This is a genomic window from Sphingomonas mali NBRC 15500 (assembly GCF_001598415.1).
Taxonomy (GTDB): Bacteria; Pseudomonadota; Alphaproteobacteria; order Sphingomonadales; family Sphingomonadaceae; genus Sphingomonas; species Sphingomonas mali.
This window is the reverse complement of record NZ_BCYX01000019.1, coordinates 80,210-94,081: the sequence shown is the minus strand read 5'-3', so window position 1 is coordinate 94,081 and position 13,872 is coordinate 80,210. Positions and strand designations below refer to the sequence as shown.

Genomic DNA, 13,872 nt, shown 5'->3' with positions numbered 1-13,872 from the left:
AGGCCTGGCTCGACCAGGTGCTCCGATTCGGCTGGCGCGCCGAGCCACTCGGCCGTCCGCGCACCATCGACGGGATGACGCTCGGCGCGCTCCGGATCGAGATCACCCCGGACACGCCCGTTCTCCTGGCGGCCAACGGCATCCACGCGCCGGCCGAGCTCGAACGGGAGGCGGCATGATGGCGACCCGGCTCCCATCCGCCGAGACGGTTCCCGACCCGACGCGGCAGCTCCTCGAGCATGGCTATTGCGTCCTCAGCGGCGCCCTGCCCGCCGAGACGATCGGGGGTCTCGACCACGACCTTGCCCAGGCCTTCGCCGTCACGCCATTCTGCCAGGGTGGCTTCTATGGCGAGCGCACCAAGCGCTTCGGGCGCCTGCTCGCCCGCAGCCCCCGTGCCGCCGAGCTGGTCATGCACCCGGTAATCCTCGCCATCGCCGAGCACATCCTCGCGCCCTGGTGCGACTGCATCCAGCTCAACCTGACTCAGGCGATCGCGCTCCACCCGCGAGCGCTGACGCAATTGCCGCACCGCGACCAGGACATGTGGCGCGGCCCCACCGGCAGTATCGAATATCTCGTCAACGTGATGTGGCCGTTCACGCCGTATCGCGAGATGAACGGGACGACGCTGGTCTGGCCCGACAGCCATGGCGCAAAGGCGATCGAGCCGAGCCCCGACACCGCACCGATCGCGATCGAGCTCGATCCCGGCGACGCGCTCGTCTTTCTCGGATCGACGCTGCACGGCGCCGGCGGCAACCGCAGCTTCACCACCCGCCGCGGCGCGATCGTCAGCTACTGCCTGGGCTGGCTCAAGCCCTATGAGAACCAGTGGCTCGCCTATCCGCCAGAAACCGCGCGGCATTTCGCGCCCGAGCTCGCGGCGCTGGTCGGCTACCGCCAGCACCGCCCCAACCTCGGCAACTACGAGGGCCAATGCCCGTCGATCCTGCTCCACGACGCGCCCACCGGCCCGATCGGCGCGGTCGACGCGCTGCGCCCGGACCAGCAGGCGCTGATCGCGGCGCATGTCGACGGGCAACGCGAACGGGAATGACGCGATGAGTCCCGGCGCCACCTTCGAGCGGGTCTATCACGAGCTGAAGCGCATGCTGGCCGAAGGCGAACTACCTCCCGGCAGCCCGATCGAACCCGCGCTGATCGGACAGCGGATCGCCGCCAGCATCACGCCCATTCGCGACGCACTGCATCGCCTCACCGGCGAGCGGCTGGTCGAGGCGCCGAACCACAATGGGTTCCGCGTGCCCCAACTGACCGAAGCGGCACTCCGCGATCTCTATGACTGGAACGCGCAGCTTCTCCGTCCCGCCACCCGTCATATCCGCCCGGGTTCCGGCGAACGTGTCGTCAGCGCGGCCGTGGCAGAAGAGAAAGATGTAGCCACGGCAACTGCAAACCTGTTCATCGAGATTGCCCGCGCGACTGGCAGCGCGGAGCATGTCCGCGCAATCCAGCAGCTCAATGACCGCCTGGCACCATTTCGTCGTCTGGAAGCGGTCGTGCTTAAATGTCTCGATGAGGAATATCGATCCCTTGTTAGTGCTATCCTAGCGGCGGAAGGACCAGATCTCCGCCGTCGGCTCGCTTCCTATCACCGCCGCAGGTTGGGCGAGGTACCCGCTCTCCTGGCGGTAGCCTCGCCATAGTACCCGATGCCGTCGCGATCTCCCCGAAGACGCCACAACCCATATTGTCGAGGAGCAACCACATCATGGTGACCAGTCACCGGCGATGGCGATCAATAATATGATGCGACAAGATTGCGCTTTATCAGTCGTACCCATGCTCGGCCCGGTGCCAGGCGAGAGCCTTCGCGCTCGGGCTATCGCCCGCGACGAGCGGGGATCTCATCCGCGTCGTGGAAAGGCCCGCGTATTCGGTGTTGATGAGCTTCTCGGACGTGAGGATACCGCCATCGGCCGCGACCGAGATGAAACCGAGGTCGAACAGGGTGTGGATGTCGGCGCGGAGCAGCAGACCATTTTGCGTGACGTTGGTCTCCTTCCCGAGAAATGGGCGGATATGCGCGGCCTCGAGCAGTGCCTCGATTCCGCACCCGGTCACCACGCACTTGCCGCCATAAGCCGCTAGTAGGTCGCGCCGAAAGCGAGGCTGTCCTTGCCGCCGCGTGACCGCGCGGAGGATCTTCTCGCGCCCATCCTCGATGGTCTTGGGGTCGAACTCCTTGTCGGGAATCTCAAGGCTCGCCTGGCCCGTCCAACGCTGGAGCGTGAAGTTCGTGGGCTTCCCGCCGGCGTGGGCGACATAGCGAAACCGCCCTTCATAGCGGAAGCCGGCCTCGGGATATTGGCGTTTGCTCTCGCGGTAGAAGGCAATTAGCTCATCGCCGTTCACTTCGTGATCGATGATCATGCGATCGGTGCGGCCCTGGATCTGGCCTTGCCACTGGAGAATATCCCCCTCCAACCGATCCTTATATTGCGTTCGATCCTTGGTCTTGTCCCTGGTGACGAACAGCCAGATCGAATTGGTGTCCTTGAGGCGAAACACGCCATTATCGAAGTTGGCATCGGCGATGCCGAAGCGCTCGCGCATAGGAAGCCGCGCGTAGATCTCGCCCTCGACGAACTTTGGCGATAGCCAGCGCGAAACCTTGAAGCCGAGCGCATGCATACGCGCGATGACGGGAGCCCCACCGGCGAAGTCATCCGAGTGAAGGGCTTTGGCGCGACCGTGCTGGAACCCATATGCGGCGGCGGCCAGGGGCTTGCTGTCATAGCCCACCCCGTCCTCGACCACGAAATGATCCCTGGACCGATCGAAGCCCGCCTCCGGAACGCTGTATTCCGCGATGAATGCATCGCGCCCGAGTTCCCGGAACCGCGCCATCGCCAAGCGCACGGCGCGCGGATCAGTCAGATCAGCAAGCTCTCCCCCAGTCGCCATTCGTTCCCCCTTTTGATCCCAGCATTCACTACAGTCCATGAATGTCCAGCGCGGTCGGCGAGGGTACGGGGCGGGGCCCCTGACGCGCGGAAAAAATATCTGTGGGAAAGCTGGCCCGGGAGTGCGCGGCGGATTGACTATCGTTCGCAGTCTGTTCTTCCTGTTGCAACCAGACGAATCGCGCTGTAAAACGATTCAATCCGCGGCATTCCGCGGTATAGGAGTTTGATCGATGGGGCGTGACGGAGCAAACGCGAAGCGCGTGACGACGACGCTGACCTTCCAACGCAAGTCGCAATTGGAACGCGTCGCCGAGCGCGAGGGCGTTAAGGAGGCATGGCTGGTCCGCCGCGCCGTGGAGAAATTCCTGGACGAGATCGGAGCTGGGTCGGTGCTTGGAACGAAGGGCGACGAAAATGCGCACGGCTGAACTGTTCGCCGGGTGCGGCGGGATGGCGCTTGGCATGGCTCGAGCGGGCTTCGATCACGCGCTCATGGCTGAATATGATCGCGACGCGGTCGGCACCGTGCGCCACAATCGTGACCGGGGGCTCGAGCACATCGCCCGCTGGCCGATGGAGCTCACCGATGTCCGCGACATCGACTGGGCCGTGCATCGCGGCCAGATCGAGGTCATCTCCGGTGGGCCGCCTTGCCAGCCGTTCGGGATCGGCGGCAAGAAGGCCGGGCATGAGGATCTGCGCGACATGTGGCCCGAAGCGATCCGCGCGATCCGCGAGACGGGGCCTAGGGGTTTCCTGTTCGAGAATGTCCGAAATCTCGCGGGGCCCCGCTTCTCGCCCTATCTCGAATGGATCAGGCAGCACCTGCGCCATCCCCAGGATGAGCGCCGCGACGGTGAAGGATTCCATGAGCATCGCGAGCGCCTGCGCGCCTCGAGCAAACCGGCCAAATATGAGGTGATCGCCCAGGTGGTGAACGCGGCCGATTTCGGCGCGCCGCAGATCCGTTTCCGCGTGTTGATCTTCGGTCTCGCGACCTCGCTCGGTGTCGCGCCCTCGCCGATGACGCCCACCCATTCGCGCGATCGCCTGCTTTGGGATCAGTTCGTGACCGGCGACTATTGGCACCGTCACGGCATCGCTCCGCGCGCGCCGGTATTGGAGCGCGACCGTGCGCGCGTGGCTTGGCTGCGCACGAGCGAACGGGAGCCAGAGGGCCTGCCCTGGGTGACCGTGCGCGACACGCTCGCCGATCTCGGCGATCCCACGGGTCGCGACAATCATGTCTTCCAGCCCGGCGCCCGGGTCTACAAAGGGCACACGGGTAGCCCGCTCGACTTGCCGTCCAAGGCGCTCAAGGCCGGCGATCACGGCGTGCCGGGTGGCGAGAATATGATGGTCCTCGACGATGGATCGGTGCGCTATTTCACGCTTCGGGAAGCCGCGCGTCTCGTTGGGTTGCCGGATGACTTCGCTTTCCCCCGCTCCTGGTCGGAGAGCATGCGTCAATTGGGCAATGCCGTGCCCGCCCAACTCAGCGAGGCGGCGGCGCGCTGGCTTGACGAGATGATTAGAAGTGGGGATGTCGATCCGGTAGGCCAGGCCGTCGCGTGACGCGCGACCTGGCTCGACTGGATCGGGCGAGGCGTGGCGAAGAAATCGGAAGATTCCCTAGCGTTTGAAGGTCTGTCGCGCGCGCTCGCCGAGGTCGTGGCGATCGCGGACGCGGGAGTTTCTCCAGCGGTCTCGCGGCGCATTCGTAAGGGGCTCGCCGAGCATGCCGACGCGATCGAGTTGGCGCGCGCCGCCACCGATCCGATCCGCATGCCGCTCACCAGCTTCGATCCGTCGGACCCGAAGACGATCGGCCGCGTCGTCGCCCTCGCGCTCCTGGCCCAGGCGCGCGTGCCGCTGCGCTCGATCGAGCCGGCCTACGGCTCGGGCGTCTACGCGATCTATTACGAAGGTGATCATCCGCTCTATCGCCGGATCTCGGGCACCGAGACGCCCATCTATGTCGGCAAGGCGGATCCTTCCGACAGCGACGCGAGCACGCCTCGGGAACAGGGGCCACGGCTGACGGGCCGCCTGATCGAGCACGCGGGCACCATCGCGACCGCCGAGGGGTACATGGATCTTCCCGAGGGAATGCACCTCATCCGCCTCGCCGACTTCACCTGCCGTCGGCTGGTTTGCGCGACCAATGCCCAGCTGGTCGCCGAGAAGCATCTCATCGGTATGTTCTGGCCGCTCTGGAACTCCGAGACCAAGGCCTGTTGGGGCATGAGCAAGCATGGCGACGCGGCCAAGACGCGCGCCAATAAGCGTTCACCCTGGGATGTCGTCCATCCCGGTCGGCCCTGGGCGCTGGCCCCAGTGCTCGAGGATTCGCTATCGCTCGAGCAAATCCGCGCGCGCGTTGACCAGACCCTCGACAACGCGCCGCCGCGCACCGATCACGCGTCACTGCTCGAGGAAGTTCTCGCCGCCTTCCGACAAGAGCATGCCGACCTTTCCGTGCCGCTTATCCCGCCGGTTGGCGATATCGCGGGGCCTGAGGATGACGAGGCGGGTGGCGAGGACGACTGAGCCGGTTGATCCCGCTCGAAGCGCGCAGATGGCCAAGGTGCGCGGGTGGGATACCAAGCCCGAGATGCGCGTACGGCGGGCCTTGCACGCCGCTGGAATACGCTACCGGCTACACGCGAAGGATTTGCCGGGGCGGCCCGATATCGTCCTGCCCTCACGGCGGGTCGCGATCTTCGTGCATGGCTGTTTCTGGCACCGCCATCCCGATCCGAATTGCAAATTGGCACGGCTTCCGAAGTCGCGGCTGGACTTTTGGGTGCCCAAGCTCGAGGCCAATCGAGCGCGCGACGAGCTGAAGGAAGCGGCGCTACGGGACGCGGGTTGGACGGTGCGCGTGATCTGGGAATGCGAGCTCGATCGCGACAGGCTCGAACGGTTCGCACGGGAAATCGTGGAAATGCCGAGGGTCAGGACAAGCCGTGCGCGGCGGCGGTGACCGGGCAAGATCGTTCCTCGCCCGGCCTCGACCTCAGCCGGCCCGGACCAGATTGGAGATCGCCACGAACGGACGGCGCGCGAGTTCGAAGCTGTCGATCCAGCGCCCGCCCGGTCCAAAGCGCGCCACGGCCTCGTCGATGAGCGGCGGCACATCGGGCCCCTCGATCCGCCACATCGGGTGGTGCACCTGAACCACCAGCGGCTGAGCAGGGCCATGGACCAGAAGTGCCGGCACGGGCCCATCGGACACAACCTCCATATCGCCGCTGCGCGCGACCCGACCGAGCGCCTCCAGCGCGCCCGCTCGCCAATCGCGCAATTCCGGCGCGGAGAAATCGCCATCGCCTCCCAGCCGGTGCGCGGGATCGAGCATCGCGCGGGCGTAGGTCAAGCCCAGCCGCCAATCCAACAGGCCATGATAGGCGCGATTGCCATAGCGCTGCAGGCACTCGTAACAGGCCTGATCGCAGCGAGCCCGGTGCCCGTCCCGCATGAAATCCGCGAGCGGCCAAGCGGTCTCTTCCCGTACCATCGACGCGAGCAACTCGACCGCCCAGGGTGCGTCGGTGGGAAGGGATAGCTGCCGCGATAGGCCCGAGCCGTTCACCAACGTGTCCGCGATCTGAATGATCGGCCACTCCCGACCGTCGGCGTGCGCTACGCGCGGCGGCAGAATCTCGAATTCACTGGGATCGACGTCGAGCTCGAGCGCGGCGCGGTCGATCAGCAGGAAGGCCATGGTGAAGGCCGATGCTCGGATCGAGGTCACCGTGTTCGGGCCAGCGACCGAAGCGATGTTCAGCTCCGGTCGCATCGCCACGGGAGAAAGGAACAGGCTATCGGTGACCTTGCGCGAGGCGAGCCAGATACGGCCGGAGCGACCCGTGCCGGTCCAAGATCCGCGCAAGGCGGCGGCGGCGTCATCCAGAAGCGCTTGGTTCTCCATCTCGAACCGCGGGCTTCCAGGGCCGGGGCGCCAGAAGCGCTGGGTGCCTTCGTTCAAATCGAAGCCACCATCGAATAGATCGGTCCCGGTCGCGCCGGGATTGAGTCGAATGATGTTCGCCGAGCGCTCAAGCGCGAGCGCTACGTTCTCGTTGGGCACGGGAGTCGTCGCCACCGGGGTCGCCTCGGCGCAGACGACGCGGGCGCGAACCACGCGCAAATCATCCTCGCCGATCTTGACGGGCGTGAAGTCAGTCCGGAAGGCCCCCGGTGTGACGCATTTACGAAAGCTCTCGGCCGCGATCGCGTTTCCGCAAGCGGCGCACGCCGTCGCCTCGGCGGTCTCGCGGCGTGTCCAACCGCCGCACGCGGCGCACGCGCCGATCCACCAATCCTCCGAGATCGGATCGCGCGCGGCTTGATTGGGCAGGATCCAACGCCCGCGCTTGCGTGGCTCGGGCAGGGTCGAGGTGAAGCCGACCGCGCGGTGCAGCCGCTTGTCCCGCACCAACGTCGAGCCGGGCGCGAACTCGTAGATGGCGAGGTCGGCGTCACGGTCGGTCGCATCCCAGCACCAATCGTCTCCTCCTTGATGCTCGAGCCCGAGATAGAGGGGCCGCGCTCGGGTCGGCATGCCGTACATCGGCAATAGGCCTCCCTCCGCTAGCGAATGGGCGACACCGATATCGTATCGGGTCTCATGGTCGATGACGATCGCGATCGCGTCCATGAGGACGTCGACGTCGAGCGCGGCGCGCACCTGTTCGAGCAGGGTGTCGCGCTGACCTACCATCACCGCGGTGACCGCCGCGTCCCGGACGTCGGTGGTCGCGCTGAGCGTGTCGCGCAGCGCCGAGGGCCACGGCGAGTTCTCGTCCTTGTAGAGGTCGACCCTGACGAATTCGCCATGGATGTCGGGCGGAAGCAGGTCATAGCCTGGGTAGCGCGCGCCATGTTCGATCCTCAGGCGCCGGAACGCCGCCTGGAGCCAAGCTTTTCGGATCACCCTGAGCGGGATGTCCTCATAGCCCGTCGCGAGGAATGGAGGTGGCGGCGCGTCGCCGGTGATCCGCCCCGGATGGCGGAAATAGTGAAGATCATGGCTGCGGCTGCGGCACACGGTGAGCGCGAGCGAGAAGGCTTGACCACGACGACCCGCGCGGCCGACACGCTGCTGATAGTTGAAGCGCTGCGGGGGCATATTGGCCTGGTACACGGCCTGGAGAGGGCCGATGTCGATGCCGACCTCCATCGTCGTGGTGACGCTCAGCAGATCGATCTCCTTGGCCAACCGCGGAAGCTCGCCGGTGGGGTCCGCGCCGTCCTCGACCAGGATGCCCCTGAAGCGCCGGAGCCGCTCGGCGCCGTCGCGCGTCTGCCCGGTCAGTTCCTCGCTTCGCAATCTGAAGGGATCGGTGGAGTTGTCGCCCGCGCGCGCGATCCGATGCGCGAGGAAATTGTGCCGCCAAAGCGAAGCGATCTTACCGCTCGGGGTCTCGTCCAAGGGCGTGAAGCAGCGCGTGCATCGCTCGAGCCCGCGATGAAGATGGACGCGATCACAAGACCCGCATCGCCAGAAATCATCGTCCGCCCGGGAGAGACGAACACCGAGCCCGAACAACCTGATAAGGCCGCCGGTGTGGCCGTGCGCGGCGAACGCCGAGAGCACCGCGTCGAGCACGCGATCCGGGTCACTCGAATCGATCGCGCGGGCGAAGCGCGCGACCCGGTTCGTGTCCCGAACGTCGCTGGCGTCGTTCCAGAGCGACACCTCGGTGGGGTCGACCCAGTGCGAGGCTGGAATCCGGTACGCGTCCGCGAACACGCGTAGCCAGGCGTCCAAGCGATCGCGTTCCACGGTGCGCTCCCCTTCGAGGAACAACGTCGGATAGCCGAGGCCGGCCTCCTCGAAGGAGAAGTAGGTCTTGTTGAAGAGCGTGTCGTAGATCGCGGCCTCCTGGCCATCCACGATCGCCTCGCGGGCGTCGATCATCGCCTCGCGCATGCGCGGGTCGGATGGGGGCTGCCAATGCACCGCGTCGCCGTTCTTGTGGAACAGCGTCCACCAATGGTCATCGTCGGTGACGGTCGCTTCGCTGGGATGAATCCCAAGCCGCGCCATGGCGGCGATGAGCGGGGCGGCGGGCAGGGGAACACCGGCTTGCGTGCCCCGATAGCTGGGATCCGCCGGATCCTGGCCAATAGAGCGCAGCGTGGCTACCGCCTCCCCTTGCCCGCCGGCGCGGGCGATCTCGCGCTCCAATCGCTCGACCTCGCTCCACTCGCGATTGGCGATCGCTTGTTCCTGCGCGGCGCGCAGCGCCACGAGCGCCTCGGCGCGATAGGCTTGATCCACTCTCTCGCGTAGCAACCGAACGGTCATGTCGCGGATCAGCGCGCGATGATGGTTCGCCTCGAGATCGATCGCCGCGCGGGCCGCGTCCTGACGACTGTCCGAGAAAACGATGGCCTTGGGTGAGTCCAAACCACTCGCGTGCAGCAATTCGAACAATTCGGTCGCGAGCAACTGCGACGTCTTGGCGAAACCGGTTCGGAAATTCCGGATGGGACTCGATCGTCCCTTGGTGCGGAACAGATAGGATGTTCCGCAACATGGACAGGCGGCCGGAGCCGCCGACCCTTTGTCGCCGGGCCCGCGGCCTCGCGCGTCCCTGGCGGAGTCGGCGTCCGAGCGGCGGAAGAGCAGGCCCGGCAAATCCGTTTCACGCGGTGTGCCCACGCCAGTCGCGAGAACCCGCGCGCCGAACGGATCCAACCGCGCCGCGACCCAGGTCGGCGCGCTGCCATCCCGTTGGCCGGTGACCTCGGGGGGAGCCGCCTGCCCCCGGCTCGTCGGCCAGAAAATCGCGTAATCGCGATAGGCGAGGTCCTCGAACTCCGTTCCGGCGGACGCGTAGGGGAGCGCCTCCAGATTCTGACTGCTCGGGAGAAGCTCGATCGGCGCGCCCGCTATGCTTGCCGACCGCATGCCACCGAGCATGAGCTCCCCGCACGCTTCGCAGTAGAGCACCTCGATAATGCGTTTCGCGGGAGCATCGGGGCCATCGTCGCGTGGCGCGAGGCCCGTTCCACGCTCGATCGAGAGCGCCTCGTACACCGGCGCGCCCGCGGCATCCCGATCCATCGCGGCGAACAATCCCTCGAGCGCGCGGAAGAAGATATGCGCCCTGAAGGAGGGTGTGGTCTGCGCGACGCGCGGGCCGTCGCGATCGTATTGACGCAAGGCGTCGCCAAGTCCTCGCGCCAACAGGATGCCGCGCACCGCCAAGGCGTTGGGCGCGCCGAACAACGCCTCGCCGAGCTCGGAGACCGACCGCGCGCGCGCGCCATTGGCGTCGGTAGTGGCGGCGACCAACCGCGCCGCAGCGGCCTCGGCGAGCGCGCGGACGCGTTCGACCGCGCTGGCCGCGCTGGCCGCGCTGGCCGCGCTGGCGCCGGTGAGCGCCGTTAGCGCATCGGTAATCGGCGCGTCGATCCGTGCCAGGGGAGGTACTTGGAGGACGGCGCCTCCTTGTTCTCCCGCCGCCGCGTCCACCAGCGCCTCGAAGGGCCTAGGATCAAGGAGAATGCCGGGGCTCGATGGTACCACGGGATCCCCGCGGACGACACAGTCGCGCCAGAAATCGGGATTCTGGGCACCGGGCGATCCAGTCTCGGCGAAGGTGCCGAGCTCGCCGAAGAAGTCCCACAGATAAGTGAGTGACGCGGTCGCCGCCGCGTCCTCGCCCTCGACCGGAAGCGAGGCGCTCGAGGCGAGAATCCGGAGCTTGTGGCGCAGGTCGGGACGGTCCAACCCGAGACGGTTGATCAGCATGCGGATGAGGCCAGCCACCTCGCCACCGGACGAACCGCGCACGAGGTGGAGCTCGTCGATGACCAAGTGGAAATAGGCGTCGGGGTCGGAGGCGAGCCAGTCCCGCGTCTGGTCGAAGATCGGCTCCTCGACCTCACGCGCCAGCATCGCGTTCAGCATCGACGAGTTGGTCACGAGGATGTCGGGCGGCGCCGCCTGCATATCCCAACGCGTGTTGAGCTCCGCGCCGTCCACCGAGGGGAATAGGAAGCGTGTCTCCTCAAGCGCGTCGAGATCGCGGTCTCGTGCGAGCTGCGCGTCGTAGCGCATGGCCATATCCTGGCTATCAGCGAGGCCCCGCAGATACCCCCGCGCCTTCTCGACGGCGCGGTCCCGCTTATCCTCGGTGGCCTTGTCCCGGCGGACCGGATGGGTCTCGAAGCCCGTGGGCGGCGTCGCACTGTTGTAACGGCCGAAAAAGATGCGGTTGCCCCGAAACCGACGATCGCAGACCTCGCGCGCGGCTTCCGAATCCAGCGCCTTACGCAGGCGCGTGAGCTGGTCCTCGACGAGCGCGTTCATCGGGTAGAGGATGAGGGCGCGAAGCGCTTTCGGTCGGTTCGGATGCTCGAGGCTCCGGGCGAGCCGGAAATCGTCATCGCCTTCCCACCAATCCTCCGAGCCCAGCACGCCGTTCGGAGCCGGCCAGGACACCGCTTCCTCGGCGATGCGGGCCAGAATCGGCAGAAGGAAGGATTCGGTCTTTCCCGAGCCCGTACCCGACGTGACGATCCCGGGCCGGCCCGGCCGCACGCCCCGCGCGAGCATCTCGAACTGATGCTGGTAAGGCTTGTACTCGGGAATGCGGCGCGGCGTCGCGCCCTCGGCCTGATCGACGCCATCGAATAACCCTGACGCCGCGAGTTCGACGAACGCGACGCGGCCCTCGCGCGAGAACGCCGCGAGCGGTCCCGGCGCATCGACAAGAGCCTCTAACCCGGATTCGGCGGACCGATAGCGCAGGATCGGTTCGATATAGGGCTCGGCGCACATCCGCCCTGCGGTGGCGAGCAACGCCCGGCGCGCGGTCGCGACATCAGCGCGCCTGATTTTGAAAGCGGTATCCAAATAGGCGACGAAATAGTCGCGCATGCGCTCGAACGCGCCGATCGGATCAAGCATTGTTACCCCCCTTACGCATCGTATCGGCGCCGTTTCTGAGCGGCGTCGTTAAGCTCGCCTCCTCGCTCGGTCGCGCGCCTCCCGCCTTGAGCCAGCCCGCCCAAGCGATGAACTCATTCGCCAGCCGTTCGACGTCGTCGGGTCCGAAAACACGACTCGCCGCCCCGCGAAACGCCTCGACGCGGTCGCTAACCGCGAGGCCCATGAGCGGAGGCTGGACAAGATCGAGCGCCAGCTCGAGATCGCCCCGATTGGCTATCTGCTTCGGTGCGAGAGCGGCGCCGTCGAACCGCATCGGGAAGAGTTCGCCGACCCGGCCGTCCGCCAACGCGAAACGCTCCGCGTCATCCTCGACAAGCGCGGCCAGCAAGAGGTTGGCCGGCAGCCGGCCGCCCGACGCGCGATTGGCGCGTGCCGCCTCGGCCAGCCAGAACCCGCCGGCGGAGACATCGACATCGTCGAGAACGGCTAGGACCAAACGATCGGGATTGGCGCGAGCCCGCCCGATCGCGCCGGCCAGCGGCGCGACGCCCGCGCGCGCGCCGCCGTCGATCAGATCCGCGAGGCTGAGTATGGATGGGTCCGAGGCCCCGACCCGCACCGCGAGCGGGCACATGCGCGCGATCCATGCCTCGATGATATCCCGCGCCTTGGGACCGATCGCCACGACCAACTCCCGCGCGCGGATGGCGCTATCCATCACCATAAACCAAGGCTCTGGCGCCTGGATGGGGTTTACTTCCATCAGCGCGCGACCAAGCTCAGCCTCGGAGATCGAGACGCCGGCCTCAGGAACGGGATCAACGGGCTGGGAGGCTGGGACGTTCGCGCCTGGCGACAATCCGAACCTGGATAGCCACTCGGCGGCATAGGCCGCCGGCTCATCGCGCGCGCGCGCGATTAGACCCTCGAGCGACTTGGTGAAGCCCGCGGTCTCGCCGCGATGCCGCCGCCGGGCTTCCTCAAGCGCGCGTTCCGCCTCGGCGGTTTCCTCCCGGATCGCCGCGAGCGCCGCTTGGTCCGCGGTGAGCTTTCGCCGCGCCTCCGCCATCTCATTGTCGAGCCGCGCGCGCGCAGCGGACTCCAACTCGGCGACCGATGCCAGGGCCTGTTCCTCCAACTCGGCCCGGACGCGTTCGCGTTCCGCCGCGATCTCGGCCGCGATCGTTGGCGCGGAGAGCAGCGCCTCGACAAGGGCATCCAGATCCACTCCGGATCGCTCGGCCTCCTCGATCAACCCCTTGGCCCGATCGAGCGCGGCGCGGGTGTCCGCCGAGCGGAGCGCGGATAACCCGTCCAGGACAGCCGCCACATCCCTGAGCGCGCTCGCGGCAGCGGCGGCACGCGCCTTGTTCGGCGCGTGCGGAAGCCATTTGCGCAGGTCGCTGGCGAGTTGCTCGACCAACGTGGCCGGGGGGCGCCAATTGCGGATGTCGGAACCGTGGCCGGAGCGCACAATGGGAAGGGCCCAGCGGCCATCGGGGGTGGGTACGCCGGCGATCGTCTCCGGCGTGCCGCTCAGCACGCGCATATGGCCGAGCTGACGATCATCGGTCACGCGATAGCGATCGTCCGCGCCGCGTTCGAGCTCCGGGACCAGCACCCATTGGTCGTCGATCTCGGGGAGCAACAGGCCGCCCGTGGACGGGGCGATCTCAAGACCTTCGATCGTCGCCAGTCGCCGTAGCGCCTCCATATCGCGAGGCTCCATGTCGTGCAGGAAGCGCGTGGCCGGTTTGACCTGGATGGTCATGAACGCGTCCTTGCCATCCTCGGCGACAGCTTGACGCTCATTGGGTTTGACCTGGAATGTCCATAGGCCGCCAGCGGCGGCGTAGCGTAATTCCGGGGACAGGGAAAAGACGAGGCCCGAGGTCGGGAACCAGCCGCGTTCCACCGGGCCGTCCCAGCGCCTCCCGTCGAGCGAGTAGAGAAGCGGCCGGAGGCGCGCGAAATTATGCTGCGCGTACTCGACCTCGCCGAGCAACTGGCATTTCTGAACGTCCACCG

At 66.8% G+C, this 13,872-nt stretch carries 9 protein-coding genes; 6 read left to right on the top strand and 3 right to left on the bottom strand.

The window, feature by feature from the left end:
• Positions 1–178 precede the first annotated feature (178 nt).
• Positions 179–1,060, top strand: coding sequence for a phytanoyl-CoA dioxygenase family protein (locus SMA01S_RS14670; RefSeq protein WP_066823761.1), 882 nt, complete (start codon positions 179–181; stop codon positions 1,058–1,060).
• Complete coding sequence (locus SMA01S_RS14665) at positions 1,032–1,670, top strand: GntR family transcriptional regulator (protein ID WP_066823758.1); 639 nt, start codon at positions 1,032–1,034, stop codon at positions 1,668–1,670. Before SMA01S_RS14670 ends, SMA01S_RS14665 begins: the two co-directional genes overlap by 29 nt.
• A gap of 124 nt (positions 1,671–1,794) precedes the next feature.
• Here SMA01S_RS14665 and SMA01S_RS14660 read toward each other — a convergent pair whose 3' ends face one another.
• A complete protein-coding gene (locus SMA01S_RS14660) occupies positions 1,795–2,931 on the bottom strand; it encodes an HNH endonuclease (protein WP_169804242.1) in 1,137 nt (378 codons plus the stop codon).
• A 262-nt stretch (positions 2,932–3,193) separates the two neighbouring features.
• Between SMA01S_RS14660 and SMA01S_RS14655 the strand changes: the two genes are divergently transcribed.
• The 4 genes from SMA01S_RS14655 to SMA01S_RS14640 are packed head-to-tail and all read left to right on the top strand — an operon-like array spanning position 3,194 to position 5,919.
• Positions 3,194–3,361 carry a CopG family transcriptional regulator gene (locus tag SMA01S_RS14655; protein WP_245649288.1) on the top strand — a complete coding sequence of 56 codons (168 nt, stop codon included), beginning with the start codon at positions 3,194–3,196 and terminating at the stop codon, positions 3,359–3,361.
• On the top strand, positions 3,348–4,508 hold the full coding sequence (locus SMA01S_RS14650; RefSeq protein WP_066823748.1) for a DNA cytosine methyltransferase: 1,161 nt from the start codon (positions 3,348–3,350) through the stop codon (positions 4,506–4,508). The genes SMA01S_RS14655 and SMA01S_RS14650 overlap by 14 nt, the downstream gene beginning before the upstream one ends.
• Positions 4,509–4,541: 33 nt before the next feature.
• Entirely contained in the window at positions 4,542–5,483 is a 942-nt protein-coding gene (locus tag SMA01S_RS14645) for an Eco29kI family restriction endonuclease (RefSeq protein WP_066823746.1), read from the top strand.
• Positions 5,467–5,919 (top strand): very short patch repair endonuclease, encoded by a 453-nt coding sequence (locus SMA01S_RS14640; protein WP_245649287.1) that lies wholly within the window; start codon positions 5,467–5,469, stop codon positions 5,917–5,919. Before SMA01S_RS14645 ends, SMA01S_RS14640 begins: the two co-directional genes overlap by 17 nt.
• Before the next feature lie 33 nt (positions 5,920–5,952).
• On the opposite strand, the gene SMA01S_RS14635 is transcribed toward SMA01S_RS14640, so the two are convergent.
• Both SMA01S_RS14635 and SMA01S_RS14630 read right to left on the bottom strand, forming a co-directional pair.
• Positions 5,953–11,862 (bottom strand): DEAD/DEAH box helicase, encoded by a 5,910-nt coding sequence (locus SMA01S_RS14635; RefSeq protein WP_066823742.1) that lies wholly within the window; start codon positions 11,860–11,862, stop codon positions 5,953–5,955.
• Entirely contained in the window at positions 11,855–13,870 is a 2,016-nt protein-coding gene (locus SMA01S_RS14630; RefSeq protein ID WP_157093956.1) for a hypothetical protein, read from the bottom strand. The genes SMA01S_RS14635 and SMA01S_RS14630 overlap by 8 nt, the downstream gene beginning before the upstream one ends.
• Positions 13,871–13,872: the final 2 nt, after the last annotated feature.

Bases quoted from the DNA above. Each gene is read 5' to 3' on its own strand.
- SMA01S_RS14670 (WP_066823761.1), top strand. From the start codon at position 179: ATGGCGACCCGGCTCCCATCCGCCGAGACGGTTCCCGACCCGACGCGG.
- SMA01S_RS14665 (WP_066823758.1), top strand. From the start codon at position 1,032: ATGTCGACGGGCAACGCGAACGGGAATGACGCGATGAGTCCCGGCGCC.
- SMA01S_RS14660 (WP_169804242.1), bottom strand. From the start codon at position 2,931: ATGGCGACTGGGGGAGAGCTTGCTGATCTGACTGATCCGCGCGCCGTG.
- SMA01S_RS14650 (WP_066823748.1), top strand. From the start codon at position 3,348: ATGCGCACGGCTGAACTGTTCGCCGGGTGCGGCGGGATGGCGCTTGGC.
- SMA01S_RS14635 (WP_066823742.1), bottom strand. From the start codon at position 11,862: ATGCTTGATCCGATCGGCGCGTTCGAGCGCATGCGCGACTATTTCGTC.